This is a genomic window from Helicobacter sp. 23-1048 (assembly GCF_053654545.1).
The window spans coordinates 45,122-61,134 of the sequence record NZ_JBSIUT010000003.1 but is presented as its reverse complement, the minus strand read 5'-3'; the positions used below and the strand labels follow the sequence as shown (position 1 = coordinate 61,134).

The window sequence follows — 16,013 nt, the reverse complement described above, 5'->3', positions numbered from 1 at the left end:
TTATACTCTATCCAAAAAGCCATCTTTTGGCAAAAAAAGTGAGATATTTTTAGGCAAAAAGTTTAATAAACGAGTAAAAAATATCTTATGTGCAAACATATCACCACAAAGCAACACACCAAAATCCTCCCCAAAAGCATAATTTACCTGCATATCACGCACCATAGTGGCTAAAAACTCACAAAAACTATCAATAAACCCATAAGCTAAAATGGCATTCTCCATTCCAGCGCATTTAAAGCTCATAGAAGAGCGAAAGATTCTAGGATAATCAAGGCGCAGTGCATTGCCCTCTCGCAAAAGATGATAATCAATGCGTGGTCCCTTTTGATGGACAAATTCATTGGCATTGGCAATGAGATTCTTGCTTGTGCGCGAGAGAACTTGCAAAAGATTGTTTTCCTTTGGCACTTCATCACTCATCTCAAGCAAAAGTGCTGCAATGCCAAAAATATGGATAAAGTTTTCACTCATCACACTTTGCTTGGAATCTAAGTGTTTTATACACTGCAAAGATACTTTTTGTTTAAAGTTTTGCACGAGCATTTCCCCGCTTTCATAATTGCTCGCAATATCGTGCAAAATTTTTGCAATATTGCACTCAAAGCGTGGAATCATAATCTCTTTAAGCGAGCCTTTCTCCCCCAAAGCAATATGTGGCTCTCTTAGTAAAATCGCGCTTTTGTGCTTTGAGCTAAGATAAAAAATAAGCGTCTTGCAATCTGTTGGAACATTGTGCGAAAAAAGCTCCAAAAGACTTCTATCTCTAGCAATCGCCGTATCGATAAAAAGTCCATTTTCACTTGCGGTAATAATTTTTTGGTGTTGTTTTGAGTGATGAAAGTTTGGGATAGCTTGCTTGCTTGCCTTTGTGTGTTTATGCTCGCGGATAAAAAAATGTGTTATTTCCTTTTGCACCATTAACGCACTAAGAAGCTGCAACACACAATCATAAGGCAAAGTGCAAAGCACCAATCCAAACTCATTAAGCACAAATTGCTTGGCAAAAACTGCCTTTGGCGGAAGTCTCATTGATGGCTTCTCAAAGCTCGCCATAAGCTCACATTCGACCTTTTGGATTCTAAAAAGCGTTTGCAAGGAGCTTATATCACACACGATACATTCACTTGGCTCATCAAATGGCTCTAAACTAAGCTCTTTTAGCCCTCTTGCGCTTTGGAGTAAAATTGGCTGGCTTGCTTTATCATCTTGGAGTTGTTTAAAAATTTCTTTGACAAACGCACCTAAGTTTTTTGTGTGTTGAAGTTTCTTAGCGTAGGCAAAGACACTCACATCACCAAAGTGTTGCTCGCTTAAAAATGCTCTAATCTCATTTGGCGTGCAGTAATGCGTTTTTTTGCTCAATGCCTTAATTCGCAGGGGCTTTAGTGATTCTAACTCAAGCAAGACTTTAATCTCGCTAAAGGCAAAGTTTAATGATAATGGGAGATGCGCACTCAAAGCATCGGCAAAGCGCAACACTGCATCTTGCTGGTCGCTTTGTATGACAAAATGAAGTGAGTTTTTATCAGCATTAGAGGCTTCCTCATACACGCCATACCTATACTTTGTCTGCTTAGAATCTTTTGGTGCGAACGCTTTTGCTTGGTCTTTTAGAATCTTCACAAAAAAAGGCAAGAAAGAATGCGCTCCACAAGGAGTATATGAAAAAATAAAATCATAATACTTCATTATGCCTCTTTATGTATTGCATTAAAATCCGCGAAATGAAGTGTTTGCCACTTCTTGCAAATCTAAATCTGCAACTTTTTGTGCCTTTAAGCCGTTTTGCTCTAAAAACTCTATGGCTTTAGATTCCATAATTTTCGCGCCATTTTTGACTTGCTGACTTAAAGTAAATGCTGTGTCCTCCCCGATGACTTCAGGGATAATCCCAATAATGAACACAGGAGGCAAATCACCGCTTAGCTCAATCATTCTAAGCGTTTGGAGCATTTCCACTTCGTGTGCGCTACCAGCCCAAGTAATAATATTTGGAATCGTATCAAAACTAAAAGCATAGACATCGCCGATGTTGCCATTATTCACATCTACACAATCAAAAATAAGCACTTTGTCATACGAAGTAATAAGCGGGATTAGCATTTGAGCCATTGTCCCGCCATCAGTGAAATCCAGCGTAATATCACTAGATGTATCTATGGGAGTAAATTCGTAGCTTCTTTTCATAAAATGCGCCAAATGCACGCCAATACCCTCATCACCAAAGAGGATATTGCCAATGCCAAGAACCAAAATTTTCAATGTTAAACTTTGACCTCATCAGTATAGCGCATTCCACTTACAATCGCATCAACTCCGCCATTTGGATATTTCACAGAGTTCCACACGGCAAGATAAATATGCACAGGTATAAAGATAATAAACGCCCAAGTAACGATATGGTGAATGTTTCTCACATTTGCCAATCCACCACAAAGCACTTCAAACCACTTAAAAAATACCTTTAAAACTGCTCCAAGCCCATCATCATAGACATTGTAATATAAAACAACGCCTGTAAGTGAAATGACAAGCACCAAAACCCCAAGTCCAAAGTAAGTCGCAAACTGCAATGGATTGTATGTCCCATAAATGTGTGGGTGCTTGCCAATTAACATATACACCTTAATTTGCTCAATCCATACTTTTGGGTTAAGCACTTGATGAAACGATACGCGTTCTGGCTTAGATTCCTTATCAAAGAAAAACAAATACACGCGGAAAAATGAAACAGCAATCAACGCAAAACCCAACACGATATGAAAACTACGAATATATGCTTGCAAATACCCCGTAAAAGCATTTACATTATAACTAGCACTCTCGCTCACAAGTGTTACGCTTTTGTATTCACCTACAGCGTGCAAAAACGGATACGCAATGTAAAAGCCCGTAGCGATAAGCAAAAAAATGCAAAACGCCCTAATCCAGTGAAAGATTCTCGTTAGAGCAGAGAACTCTTTATGGATATGAAATTCTTTTTTTTCCATAGGAATTGTATGTGGCATTTTACCCTCCTTATAACTTAGAATCTAGCGCAATGGCGAGACAGATGGCTCGACTTTGTATTGACTAAGTTCATTTCCCTTCGTATCCATCACATGCACCGCACACGCAATGCAAGGGTCAAAAGAGTGAATATGGCGGATAATCTCTAAAGGTTGAGTGATGTCTTTCATCTTTGTGCCAATGAGACTCATCTCATAAGGCCCTTTTTTACCATTTCTATCTATCGGTCCCGCATTCCAAGTGCTAGGCACAACTGCTTGATAATTCTTAATCACGCCATTTTCGATGCTAGTCCAATGGCTTAGCATTCCTCGAGGCACATTGCCGATATAGTGCCCTTTGTAACTTTTACTTTTATCAATCACATAAGGCGCGCAAGTAGCTGTATCTTTTTTCAAATTAGCCACGAGACTATCAAATGCTTTAATACCATTATCAGCAATCACCTTACACTCAATCGCCCTGCCAGCAGTGCGCCCAAGCGTGCTAAAAAGATGTGCAGGAGTTAATCCTGTCTTAGAGAGCAATGTCTCAACCACAGGTGTAATGTAAGGATTCTTACTTGCAAATCCCACTACCACGCTTGCAAGCGGTCCTACTTCCATAGGCTCATCATCATAACGCGGAGACTTAATCCACGAATATTTGCCCTTTTCATCAACGATTGGATTATTAACTTGCTTGCCATCAGGTCCGATAGATGGACCTTCAACAAACCCTGTATAATTTGGATTTGTCTTACCCTCATAAGGGTGGAATGGTCCATTATCAGCATACCAGCTATGTGTGGCATCTTCAGCGATTTTATCTGTATCCACTTCATACACCTTGCTTAAATCCCCGTCTTTAACGATACCACTACTTAGCAACCATTCATCTGCGCCGACTTGCATTTCTTTATAGCTTAAGAAATTTTTAAGTCCGCAACCTTTGAGCACAGAATCTTCTTCTTTGTATGCTTCAGCTGCCATTACAATGTCTGCCCAATACGCGCGATTGACAAAGTCGCCTACATCTTTAAACTTACTAAGCCACTCACCCAATCTACTTGGGTCTAAAATATCCATTACCGAAGTTACGCCACCAACGGTTAGGCTTTGTGGGTGTGGTTGTTTTGCACCAAAAATCGCCATCATTTGTGCCACTACGCGTTGAACTTCAAGCAAGTGCAAATAATGTGAAACAACAATAAGGTTTTGCTCTGGGCTAAAGCGGTAAGTCTTGTGTCCCCAATACGCATTAGCAAATGGTCCAAGCCCTGAAGTATCTTTAGCAAATTTCGTTACGCGCTCTTTAATGGCTTTAAGCTCATCTTGTCCTGTAAATATAGGATTGTTGGTATATTTAAAAGCAAGTTCGCTTGCCTTTTTCTCATCTGCGCTAAGCGCGCTTACTATATCGCACCAATCAAGCCCGTGCAATGTATAAAAATGCACCAAGTGGTCGTGTAAGAAAAGTGAAATATTCATTAGCGTGCGCACCAAAATCGCATTAAGCGGAGGAGTGATTCCAAGTGCTTTTTCTACCGCGACAATGCCTGCCTTGTAATGCGAGTAAGTGCAAACACCACAGATTCTTTGCACTAAGAATCCAGCATCGCGTGGGTCTCTACCTTTTACGATATTTTCTAAACCTCTCCAAAGCGTAGAGCTAGAAAACGCATCTTGAATGACATTATTCTCATCTACAACAACTTCAATCCGTAAATGCCCCTCAATCCGTGTAATTGGATCCACTATAATTCGTTTTGTCATCTATGCCTCCTTATTCGTCTTCTTTTTTCTTAGTTGCTGAGCTAAGCACCGCGTGCGCGGCGATACCCACCGCAGTTGCACCTAAAATCACGCCACCGATTATATCCGCTGTCTTATCCGCACCCATACCTGAAAAAGTGGTATCAAACAAACGATTGCCTATTGGCTCTTCAAAAGGTTTCATTGTGTCCCAGAAGTTTGGCTCTGAGCAGCCGATACAGCCGTGTCCAGCTTGGATAGGCCAGCTTGTGTGTGAGTTAAAGCGCAATTTTGAGCAGTTGTTAAATGTGTATGGTCCCTTACAACCAACTTTGTAGAGGCAATAACCATTTTTTGCACCCTCATCACCAAAAGATTCTACAAATTGTCCAGCATCAAATCGCCCTCTGCGCTCGCATAAATCGTGGATTCTCAATCCATACGCCCAAGTGGGGCGATTATACGCATCAAGTGTTGGTAAATCATCAAACAAAATAAAGTGTAGCACATTGCCCACAATGTTTTTCTCGCTTGGCGGGCAACCGGGCACATTGATGATAGGCTTTTCATTTGTGATGTTTGAGAGTGGTTGTGCGTTAGTAGGATTTGGATATGCCGCTTGCACGCCACCAAAGCTTGAGCAAGTGCCGACAGCAAAAACTGCTAGAGCATTTTTAACCGCTTGTCTCGCTTCTTGTGCGCCTGTCGTGCCTTGTGCGCCAATAGTGAGATAAAATTCGCTCTTGCCAGCTGGGATTCCACCCTCTACCATAAGGATATAGCCACCTTTATGGATTGCATCGTGTAATGACTTGCTTGCTTGATACCCCGCTGCTGCCATTACCGTCTCGTGGTAGTCAAGGCTAATGTAATCAAAGATAAGAGAATCTATGCTAGGAGATTCTGTGCGCAATAAACTCTCCGAGCACCCTGTGCATTCTGCCATATGGAGCCATACCACAGGTGTCCTATTTGCTACCTCTGCGCTTTTAGCCACAAGTGGCGTAAATGTAGCTGGCAAACCTAAACTTGCTGTCATAGCACCAGCCCATTTCATAAAATCTCTTCGGCTAAACCCTTTTGCTTCTAATTCTGCAACGAGATTCCTCTCTGCGTTATGAGCTGGGAGAGATTCTAATTCTTTAAGCCTTTGTTCTGCCTTCGCAAGCAAACTATCGCTCACAATTTGTGCTTTCATTGCTTCCTCCTTTTTCCTTCATTGTTATTACTTGTTGTATTTGACAATGCCACCTTAGCACCTTAGCAATGTAGCATTGAGACCTCCACCATCACCCCAAATCTACTCATTTTAAAGATTTTAAGCAAATAGACACCTACATAAAATCCTTAATAGCGATTCTACTACAAAAAACATATTTTTAGAATTTAAAGTTCTCAAAAACACTAACTTTTTACGAAAAGTAACCTGTAATTTTTGTCTAATTCTGCTTCATATATCAAGGTTATTTAACAAAATACAAGTCAAATGTCCCATTTTGTGATATTTATACACAAATTATTAGAAAATTATTGACAAACCACGAGTGTTTTTGGGTATCATAAGGCATAAAACGAAACTTTGGAGGGGGTTATGGATACAAAAATTCTCAAAAACATCGGCAAGGCAAATCGTGAGAATATCAATGATATTATCAAAATCGCGATAGTGCTTATATTCTTCTTTATTGCTTCGCTTATCGCTATATTCTTTGGCGCGAAACACAGCATATTGCTACTCGTGTTTGCTACGCTTGTGGGAGCATATATGGCGATGAATATCGGTGCAAACGATGTCGCAAACAATGTAGGACCAGCAGTGGGCTCAAATGCTATCTCACTTTTTGGAGCGATTTTTATCGCCGCCGTTTTTGAATCACTTGGCGCGATTGTCGCAGGAAGCGAAGTGGCAGACACAATTAAATCAGGGATTATCTCGCCTGATGCTATTGCAGATTCTAAGATATTTATTATGCTAATGCTTGGGACATTGTTAAGCTCGGCGGTTTGGTTGCACTTAGCCACTTTTATTGGTGCGCCTGTATCTACCACGCATTCACTTGTGGGTGGGATTTTAGGAGCTGGGATTCTCGCTGGTGGCTTTGGCGTGGTGAATTGGGGTGAGCTTGCGCGAATTGTCTCAAGCTGGATTATCTCGCCCGTTATGGGAGGTGCGATTGCGATGATATTTTTATTTGTCATTAAGCGCACCATAACTTACAAGGACGATAAGAATCAGGCTGCTAAAGTCGCTGTGCCTATCCTTGTATTTATTATGTCGTGGTCATTTATCGTGTATCTTGTGATTAAGGGATTAAAGAAATTTTTTCCTATAAGTTTTGGATTAGCGGCTCTTATAGCGTTTGGGCTAGCGTTGATTATATTTTTTGCCACGCGTCCATTCATTGTGAAAAAGGCTCAAAGTCTCTCAAACTCTAAAGAAAGCATTGGTGAGCTTTTCACCATACCGCTTATTTTTGCCGCAGCGATGCTAAGCTTCGCACACGGCGCAAACGATGTCTCAAATGCCGTAGGACCACTCGCTGCTATCAATGAAGCCCTCAATGACATCGCTACGCAAGCGAGTGAAGCCACAGAAGAAGTCATACGAAGTAAGGCGAGTGTGCCATTTTGGATTCTCCTTATAGGAGGGCTTGGAATCTCCATTGGTCTAGCATTATATGGACCTAGACTTATCCGCACGGTGGGAAGCGAAATCACTGAATTAGATAAAATTCGTGCCTTTTGCGTGGCGATGAGTGCAGCCATAACCGTCATTATCGCTTCGCAGTTAGGATTGCCCGTAAGCTCTACCCATGTAACCATTGGGGGAATCTTTGGCGTGGGATTCTTGCGCGAATATCTCAAAAAGCAATATTATCAAATGCAACAAACCATTATCCAAGCTCATAGGGGGAAAGATTCTCAAGAAGTGGAGCGATTTTTGGACGCCTTTAACAAAGCAAATATTAAGCGCAAGGGAGAAATTTTAGAATCTATAAAGCAACAAAAGATTAAAGTTACACTTAATTTCTCTAAAAAAGACAAAAAGGGACTGAAAAAAGCGTATAAAAATGAGCTTGTCAAACGCAGTGCGATTAACAAAATCGTAGCTTCTTGGCTCATTACTGTGCCTGTATCAGCACTTCTTGGAGCACTTAGCTTCTTTATGCTTACATTTATTGAGTTTGATATTTAATGCACCAAAAGATTCCCAATGTGGGAATCTAGCTCAAAAATTAGATATGAGAAATCGCTAAAACTTTTATTCGCTTAAGCAGTTTTTAAGGGGGGGGGGCAGTATCATTCCTTATTACATTTTAAAGGAATGCAAATGGAGCAAGAAATCAAAACCGCACTCAAACCACTCATCGAAAAGATAAAACAAAGTGACAAAGACAAGATTCACACCGAAGAGGAAGTCAAGCAATCTTTCGTCCTGCCATTTTTACACGCTTTGGGTTATAATGTCTTTGATACGAATGTCATAAAGCCCGAATACACCGCAGACATTGGCACAAAGAAAGGCGAAAAAGTCGATTATGCGATTTTAAGTAACGGCGCACCACTCGTGCTTATCGAAGTCAAGCACCACAAAGAAAATTTAGACAATCACAACAACCAGCTTGTGCGATATTTTCAAGTTTGCGCGGGGAAATATGGCTGTCGTTTTGGGATTTTGACAAATGGTATAGAGTATCGCTTTTTCTCTGACATTGAAAAAGACAATGTGATGGACAAAACACCGTTTTTAACAATCAACTTTGAAAAGCCAAAGGATAGAGATATAGCCGAATTGCAACGATTTGCCAAAGATTCGCTCAATGTCGATGAGATTAAAAAAGTGGCAAAGACAAATCTCTATCGTCAGCAGATTCAAGAGATTTTCAAAAAAGAGATAGAAAATCCTAGCGATGATTTTGTAGAGTTTTTTGCAAGGCAAATCATTGGCGAATCGCGCAGAGTTACGCAAAGTGTAAAAGATGAGTTTAAAGAACCCATTAAGAAAACCTTGCGAAACTTAATCAATGATTTAGCAAATGACAAAATCACAGAAATTAAAAACGAAATAGCCCAAGCGCAAAGTCAAGATTCAAGCGAAGTAGTTGAAAACGAGGAAAGTGGCATAGTTACTACAGAAGAAGAGCTACAGGCATTCTACATAGTCAAGGGTATTTTCGCCGAGCGTGGCGACATCGCACTTGAACAGATAAGCTACAAAGATACACGAAGTTATTTTGGTGTGCTCTTTGATAATAAAGTAACGAAATGGATTTGTAGATTTTACCTTGATGGTGGCAAAAAATACCTTGTAGTAAGCCTAGAGAGTGAAAAGCGAATCGATATAAATCACATTGATGAAATCTATAAATATAAAAAAGAGCTTAATGAAGCACTAGATAGGCGAATGAAAAATCTTTAGATTCACATAAATTCGCACTTCATTAGCTCGGGATTTGTTTAGGACAGAATTTTGTAAGTGCGTTTATGATTCGCGCCTTTTTACGATATTTGATTGCGATAAATCGCCTTTCAAATTCTTTGTATAACTACAATACGGATAGCCATTGCAAGAAATAAATTTGCCATACTTACCAAATCTTACGCGCAGATAATCCCCACAATCATGGCAAGACAAATCCCACAAGACAGAATCAATATCAAAAATCACATAATCGCAATATGGATAATGCTCACAACCATAAAATGGCTTTGTCGTGTCGCTGTTTCTTGTGCTTCGTAGTTTCAGTTTGCCACTGCAATGCGGACAAGTTTGCAACGCAGAATCTGCTTTGGCGTCCTTTATCGTGCTATCAATTTCTTTGACAAAGATTGATGGATTGTTTTGATTTGATAGCACATAGACAATACTTCTTGTGCGCGTCAAAGCCACATAAAATAACCGCCGTTCTTCTGCATACGGGTATGTATCCTTTTTGCCTAAGACTAATTCCAAAAGTTTATCGTCCTCTATGGTATTAGGAAATCCACCTCGCCCACCATCGCCGTTGAGTAAAATCACAAATTCAGCCTCTAATCCCTTTGATTTATGCACGGTTTTAAAATCTAGATTCAAGTTGGTATTGCGTTTTAAATGAAATAATGCTCGAGAGATTTTGTCCTCATCTTTATTATTTCTGCCTAGCACTAGCACTTGCGCATTTTTGTTTAGATTTAAAATCTCATCACAAGCCTTTTTAAAAGCGGATTCTATGTCATTATTATGATAGAGGATTCTTATGGGATTTTCTTGGCTTTTTTTAGAGCGGATATGTTTGCTGATTTGTTGCGTATTTGCTGTGATAAAAGGCTCGATAATATCTTGGAGTTCTTGTGAGTTTCTATGCGTAGAAGTGATATAGCAAATACTTACATCGCTAAAATACGCGCTAAAATCTAAAAAGATATTTATATCACAGCCTGCGAAGCGATAAATCGCCTGCCAATCATCACCCACAGCAAATAATTTAGAATCCCCATTTTTGATTAAGGTTTGCAAAAAGCGTGTCCTACTTTGTGAAATATCTTGAAATTCATCTACGATAATGTATTTGTAGCGATAATTTTGCAGATTTGGGATTATCTCAATAGCGCGCATTATCATATCATCAAAATCGATTTTCCCCTCACTTCGCAGATTTTCATAATAGCCCTCATAAAAATACTTGCAAATATCCAAAAACAACCGCGCTCGTTTGTTGTCATAATCTAAGCCTTGATTTTGGTTTTTGAGCGTTTGGAAATTTTGGGCGTTAGGATAACGAGCTTTATAAAGATTTAAAAAACTTGCAATGAGTGTAAAAAATGATTTTACATCATAGCTTTCATAAATGTCATTGAGTGCGTTTGAAATCTGCTCTTTATTAAGCGGTTTAAGCGTTACGCCATTATCTTGCAATTTTTGCTTTAATGATTCAAAGATTTTGCCTTCGCTAAACTCATACGAATAAGTCTCTATGCAAATCGTGCCATTTTCTTTATGCGTTTGTCGCTTCCACGCCATTGCTTCTTTATACTTTAAAGCATCTTTTGGTGGATATTGTGGCGTTTCGCCATTTTTGTCAATGCCATAATGCTCCAAATATATATCATAATCTTTAAGGTAAAAATCAGGCGTATATTGCCGTTTGTGCGGGGTGGCAGTGTCGATTTTATAGGGTTTTTCGTAGTCATATTCCACGCCATTTATAAAAAGAAAATTTGCGATGATTAGCTCCTCATAGCTTTTTACGCGCTCTTTTTGCAGAGTTTGGAGTCGCTTACTTGAATGTGTGGGCGTTGAGAGTATATCTTTTAGCGTAGTGAAATTTGCTTGTTTCAAAAAGGCAAATTTTTCGCCTAGCGTTTGATAAGTCATCTCGCTATTGCCAAGCGGATACAGCGTGCAAAATCGAAAAATATCCCATAATATATGCCAATTTTTAGATTCTGCAAAAATCTTGCGAATATATACAGATATATCTTGCTCCTCTATAAGTGGCTTTGTGGATAGATTTTGACTAAGGATTTCTAATCCTAGCGAATGAAAGGTTTTGACTTTTAGATTAGGATTTATCAAATGCGCTTTTTCTTGCAAATCTTTAGCTGAAGCGCGAGAATATGACAAAAGCAAGATTTCGTTCTCGCTTGCTTTTCCACGCGAAAGTAGCCATTTTAGCTTGCCACAAATGGTGAGTGTCTTGCCTGCCCCTGCCCCAGCGATTGTAAGAATTGAGCTACTATCAGTTAGCACAGCCCTCCTTTGGTCTAAATCTAAACTCCTGCCGTTAATGTTTTCAAAAATGCTATCTTTTATGTGCCTTTCTATAAAATCCTCATTATGTCGCTTGATTAGTGCTTCGGTGCATTTGGGCGTGGCGTAAAATTTTGTCCCAAAATCTTGTATATTTTTGATTAAATCAAGCATTTTTTTCGCATTTTTGCCATCGATAAATTCATCTTTTAAGCACAAATCAAGGTTTTGAAAATCTTTGATAAGACTATGTTGTTTTAATATCGTGTTGTAGTTATCAAAAATCTCGCCAATATCGCGCATATAACGCAAGTAACTATCTTTTTGTGTGAGTGAATTTGGCAATTTATATGTGGCGACTTGCAATGCGATTTCATTTATAGCGCGGATTCTCTCCAAAGGGTAGCTATCGATATTTTTTAAAATCTTCTTTGTGCTGTGCTTTGTGAGTGCCTCATTTAGATTTTGTGTTAATCGCGCGAATGCGTCATTATGGCTTTTGACAAGCAAAGTAGTGTGATTAAAGGCATTGAGCGTTTGCGTGGTTTTGGCATTATGTGGCAAATGCGTGGCTAAATCTTGCGCTAGAGTGTAAATCTTTTCATCAATTTCAATTCGTGCAAAGATTTTAAGATTGCTTTCTAATCGCGCTATATTTTTACGCAAAATCGCTCTTTTTCGCATAATCCCAAAGCCAAAGAATGCAAGTAGCGTGTCGATAAAATTTGTATTTATCATTAGCTTAACTTAATTTTCTCTAAAAAATCTTAAATCTACAAAAATTACCTATCCACTTCCCAAATGATTTTTACGATTTCATATAAAAGTTTTGTGCGCTCGTGTAGTGCGACTTTATCAAACTTTTGATATGGTTTAAATTTTATATCTTTGCTTCCAAAGACTTTATTGTTAAAATCTATAAAACCCTTGTGTGTCGAATGATAGAAATCATCGCAAAGTGAATGTCCCCAAACAAGTGAATTACTATAAGTTTTTAGTTTATCGGTATATTCCTCATTGCCCGATGATATATTTTCTTTTCCTTTTAGCAATAAAAGCCCACCAAGTAAATTTCTTTGCGCTTCAAATTCCTCATCACTTTCAAAGTAACCCCTATTTGTTTCATTGCGTGATAAAATATGCTCTATGTGGTAGCCCGTTTTGTCCCCTGTCTTTGTTGCAATATCAAAAACACTACTTTGTGGTGTTTGATTTATATTATCGCAAATGTATTTTTCAACCCTTGCAAACAAATATCGCAAGGAACGCGTTTTAAGGTTTGTATAGTTTCTGTTTTCAAAACTTTTATAATCCAGCAACGAATTAACTTCTATAACACCCTTTGTCTCTTTGATGGCTTCTTTTATCAAATCATCAAAGATATTTTTGTAATTTTCAATATCCACACCTTTTAGAAGTTCATTTAACTTATAAGAAATTTCTTGGAATTCATTGCTATCATAGATTCCATTAAGGTTTAGCAAAACCCACAATCTATCATATTCTTTGGCTATCAACTCAATTTTTTCTTGTTCTTGCTTGTCATTTATAACACAAGCAGAGAGTATATTTTGATATTGACCAGATAGCTCATTTATGTCAGTGTATTCTAAAAATTCATTGTCAATTTGAATAATTTTTGCATAAAGCTTTGCATAGTAGCAAATATCCTTGTCAATAAAATTTTTAATATTTTTTATGTAATTTTCATTTTGTTTGTGAAAACCTAATTTTTGAGCTATTTCATTATTATCAAAAATATATCTGTGATATTCGTTATTTATGGATTTTTCCATAGCAGAATTTCGCTTGAATACAAACTTTGACTTGATTAAATCGCTGAAAAAGTCATCTTCAGATTCAGATTGTGCCAATGGCGATAGTGCATTATCCCATTTTGCACAAAAACTCTCTACATCACTTTTTGGTAATGCGCCTATAAGTTTGCCTTTTAAAATTTCGAATGGTTTTAATGCTTCGCCTCTATCGTTAATAACTTCAAAAACCATAGGCGTGTCATTTTGACTAATGTCTAACTCAACCAAAACTAGCCTTTCTAAAAAATACAAAACAAACAAACGCAATTTCTTAGAATCTGCTTCATTTTTAAATTTATCATCAATATATTTTGATATATCTTTGTAGCGTTCAACAAGCGTTTCCTCTGTTTTGTTTTTAAATTCAGTTGGTAATTTTTTGTCTTTAGAGTTGTCAAATATACAATCCATAACCCTATGTCTTTTTTCATTATCCAAGTTAAAAATATCCTCAAAGCCGTCATTGCTAAATATGCAATCTTTTAGTAACGACTTGAAATTATCATTATCTTGCAATTTATGATAAAGTTTTGTAGCGATAAGCGTTAGCGTAGATAGTCGTTGCTGTCCATCGACAATATAAACCTTTCCTTCTACTTTATTTGTGATATATACATTAAGATAATACCAGCTGTATTTTTCCATAATATTTTTGCTTATTTCGCTGTCTTTGTGTTGATTGTAGCTTAACTCAAAAATATAGAAAATATCATTAAGTAAAGTTTGCGCTGTTTCCTTGCTCCAAACATACTCCCTTTGGTAAAAATCTATATAGTAAGATTTTCGACTCAAACAAACTTTTACACTTTGTTTTTCAGGCTCTATGGTTTTGCTCATTTTTTATCCTTTCAATTTTAAAATTTGCAAATGTTATCTAAAAAATAATAAATGCGTCATTTATTAAAATACTCACTATCCAAAACCGCTCCATTACTTGCATTACTTACGAGCTTTTGATATTGTGAGAGCCAGCGAGAATGCAGAGGCTTTTGTAAGGGCGTAAATTTCGCTTTGCGCTCCGCGATTTGCGCCTCGCTTAATCTCGCATTGATTTCATAGCTATCCACATCAATGTCGATTATATCGCCGTCCTCTAGTAGCCCGATAAGCCCTCCCTCTGCGGCTTCTGGGCTTATATGCCCTATGCTTAGTCCCCGTGTCGCCCCGCTAAACCGCCCGTCCGTGATGAGCGCGACATCAGCACCCAAGCCCATTCCCATAATCAAACTCGTTGGGCTTAGCATTTCTTGCATTCCAGGACCCCCCTTTGGTCCCTCATAACGAATCACGCACACATCGCCTTTTTGCACTCTGCCTTTGATTATGCCCTTTATGGCGTCTTCTTGGCTATCAAAGCACACGGCTTTTCCGCTAAATTTTCGCGCTCCTGTGATTCCCGCAGTTTTTATCACGCAGCCCTGCTCTGCGAGATTGCCAAATAAAATCGCTAGTCCGCCCACTTGTGAGTAGGCGTTCTCTACCTTGTGAATGACTTTTTCATCTTTGATATGTGCGTCTTTTACGCGCTCGCCCAAGCTCTCACCCGTGATTGTGAGCGCGTTTAAATCTAGCAGTCCGTTATCACGCCGTGAGATTTCTTTGATTACCGCGCTTATGCCTCCTGCGCTCCCAATGTCTTCCATCGCCACTTCGGGCAGACTCGGCGCGACTTTGGCGATATGGGCGATTTTTTTGCTTATGTCGTTGAGTTCTTTTATATCAAGCGGTGCGCCAGCCTCGCGCGAAATCGCAAGCATATGCAAAATAGTATTTGAGCTTCCACCCATAGCCATATCCACCACCATTGTATTGCGAATGGAGGCGCGATTGATGATATTGCGGATTTTAAATCGCTCCGCTTTGTCAGAATCTGACGCCGATTCTAGCGCGATTTCACAGATTCGCCTTGCCGCTTGTCGCAATAAATTTTCTCTCTCTTCACTAAGTGCTAACGCCGTGCCATTGCCACTTAACGCTATGCCTAATGCTTCACAGAGCGAGTTCATAGAGTTTGCCGTAAAAAGCCCCGAGCAAGAGCCGCCGCTAGGACAGGCTTTGCACTCTATGTCTTTGAGCTCAGATTCTGTGATTTTTTTGACTTCATACGCGCCCACCGCTTCAAAGACGCTATTTAGCGTGAGTTTCTCGCCTTTTGCGCTAAATCCAGCTCTCATAGGTCCCCCGCTCACAAAGATAGTCGGCACATTCACGCGAAGCGCACCCATAAGCATACCCGGCGTGATTTTATCGCAGTTTGGGATACAAATCAGCGCGTCAAGGGCGTGGGCGTTCATCACGGATTCTACTGAATTTGCGATGATTTCACGGCTTGGCAGGGAGTAGAGCATACCGCTATGCCCCATCGCTATGCCATCATCGACACCGATTGTGTTAAATTCAAAGGGCACACAGCCATTTTTGCGGATTTCATCTTTGATAATCCGCGCATATTCATTCAAATAAAAATGCCCGGGGATTATGTCAATGTAGCTATTTGCCACGCCGATAAAGGGCTTATCAAAGTCCTCTTCGCTTAGCCCACACGCGCGTAATAAAGAGCGATTTGGGGCTTTTAAGTAGCCTTTTTTAATCACATCACTTCGCATTTTCTCTCCTTTTGTTTTTGGTGTTTGGAAAGCAAAAGTATAGTGAAAATTTTATTAAAAAGCCTATATGATTTATCAAAGCGCGATTTGCGAATAAATTTTGACTATTTATCAA

The 16,013-nt window shown here is 39.1% G+C and carries 10 protein-coding genes; 2 read left to right on the top strand and 8 right to left on the bottom strand.

What is annotated here, in order from left to right:
- Genes ACWIWK_RS08420 through ACWIWK_RS08400 form a run of 5 tightly spaced genes read right to left on the bottom strand, consistent with a single transcriptional unit; the run spans position 1 to position 5,943 of the window.
- Positions 1–1,692 carry a hypothetical protein gene (locus ACWIWK_RS08420; protein ID WP_454152357.1) on the bottom strand — a complete coding sequence of 564 codons (1,692 nt, stop codon included), beginning with the start codon at positions 1,690–1,692 and terminating at the stop codon, positions 1–3.
- Positions 1,693–1,713: 21 nt separating this feature from the next.
- Positions 1,714–2,265 (bottom strand): HyaD/HybD family hydrogenase maturation endopeptidase, encoded by a 552-nt coding sequence (locus ACWIWK_RS08415; RefSeq protein ID WP_454152356.1) that lies wholly within the window; start codon positions 2,263–2,265, stop codon positions 1,714–1,716.
- Between the two features lie 2 nt (positions 2,266–2,267).
- On the bottom strand, positions 2,268–3,011 hold the full coding sequence (cybH, locus tag ACWIWK_RS08410) for a Ni/Fe-hydrogenase, b-type cytochrome subunit (protein WP_454152355.1): 744 nt from the start codon (positions 3,009–3,011) through the stop codon (positions 2,268–2,270).
- A 24-nt stretch (positions 3,012–3,035) separates the two neighbouring features.
- Positions 3,036–4,766, bottom strand: a complete 1,731-nt coding sequence (locus ACWIWK_RS08405) for a nickel-dependent hydrogenase large subunit (RefSeq protein ID WP_454152354.1) — start codon at positions 4,764–4,766, stop codon at positions 3,036–3,038.
- A gap of 10 nt (positions 4,767–4,776) precedes the next feature.
- Positions 4,777–5,943 carry a hydrogenase small subunit gene (locus ACWIWK_RS08400; protein ID WP_454152353.1) on the bottom strand — a complete coding sequence of 389 codons (1,167 nt, stop codon included), beginning with the start codon at positions 5,941–5,943 and terminating at the stop codon, positions 4,777–4,779.
- 393 nt (positions 5,944–6,336) lie between these two features.
- Between ACWIWK_RS08400 and ACWIWK_RS08395 the strand changes: the two genes are divergently transcribed.
- Together ACWIWK_RS08395 and ACWIWK_RS08390 are read left to right on the top strand one after the other, a co-directional pair.
- Entirely contained in the window at positions 6,337–7,941 is a 1,605-nt protein-coding gene (locus tag ACWIWK_RS08395) for an inorganic phosphate transporter (protein ID WP_454152352.1), read from the top strand.
- A gap of 135 nt (positions 7,942–8,076) precedes the next feature.
- Positions 8,077–9,165, top strand: a complete 1,089-nt coding sequence (locus ACWIWK_RS08390) for a type I restriction endonuclease (protein ID WP_454152351.1) — start codon at positions 8,077–8,079, stop codon at positions 9,163–9,165.
- Between the two features lie 63 nt (positions 9,166–9,228).
- Here ACWIWK_RS08390 and ACWIWK_RS08385 read toward each other — a convergent pair whose 3' ends face one another.
- From ACWIWK_RS08385 to ilvD, 3 genes are read right to left on the bottom strand one after another with little or no spacing between them, the layout of a single operon-like run.
- On the bottom strand, positions 9,229–12,213 hold the full coding sequence (locus ACWIWK_RS08385) for a UvrD-helicase domain-containing protein (RefSeq protein ID WP_454152350.1): 2,985 nt from the start codon (positions 12,211–12,213) through the stop codon (positions 9,229–9,231).
- Positions 12,214–12,257: 44 nt separating this feature from the next.
- Positions 12,258–14,129: a DUF262 domain-containing protein gene (locus ACWIWK_RS08380; protein WP_454152349.1), complete on the bottom strand. Its 1,872-nt coding sequence runs from the start codon at positions 14,127–14,129 to the stop codon at positions 12,258–12,260.
- 56 nt (positions 14,130–14,185) lie between these two features.
- Complete coding sequence (gene ilvD / locus ACWIWK_RS08375; protein ID WP_454152348.1) at positions 14,186–15,898, bottom strand: dihydroxy-acid dehydratase; 1,713 nt, start codon at positions 15,896–15,898, stop codon at positions 14,186–14,188.
- Positions 15,899–16,013 lie beyond the last annotated feature (115 nt).

What these genes read in the sequence shown, in the direction of transcription:
- ACWIWK_RS08420 (WP_454152357.1), bottom strand. Translation starts at nt 1,692, where the DNA reads ATGAAGTATTATGATTTTATTTTTTCATATACTCCTTGTGGAGCGCAT.
- cybH (WP_454152355.1), bottom strand. Translation starts at nt 3,011, where the DNA reads ATGCCACATACAATTCCTATGGAAAAAAAAGAATTTCATATCCATAAA.
- ACWIWK_RS08405 (WP_454152354.1), bottom strand. Translation starts at nt 4,766, where the DNA reads ATGACAAAACGAATTATAGTGGATCCAATTACACGGATTGAGGGGCAT.
- ACWIWK_RS08400 (WP_454152353.1), bottom strand. Translation starts at nt 5,943, where the DNA reads ATGAAAGCACAAATTGTGAGCGATAGTTTGCTTGCGAAGGCAGAACAA.
- ACWIWK_RS08395 (WP_454152352.1), top strand. Translation starts at nt 6,337, where the DNA reads ATGGATACAAAAATTCTCAAAAACATCGGCAAGGCAAATCGTGAGAAT.
- ACWIWK_RS08390 (WP_454152351.1), top strand. Translation starts at nt 8,077, where the DNA reads ATGGAGCAAGAAATCAAAACCGCACTCAAACCACTCATCGAAAAGATA.
- ACWIWK_RS08385 (WP_454152350.1), bottom strand. Translation starts at nt 12,213, where the DNA reads ATGATAAATACAAATTTTATCGACACGCTACTTGCATTCTTTGGCTTT.
- ACWIWK_RS08380 (WP_454152349.1), bottom strand. Translation starts at nt 14,129, where the DNA reads ATGAGCAAAACCATAGAGCCTGAAAAACAAAGTGTAAAAGTTTGTTTG.
- ilvD (WP_454152348.1), bottom strand. Translation starts at nt 15,898, where the DNA reads ATGCGAAGTGATGTGATTAAAAAAGGCTACTTAAAAGCCCCAAATCGC.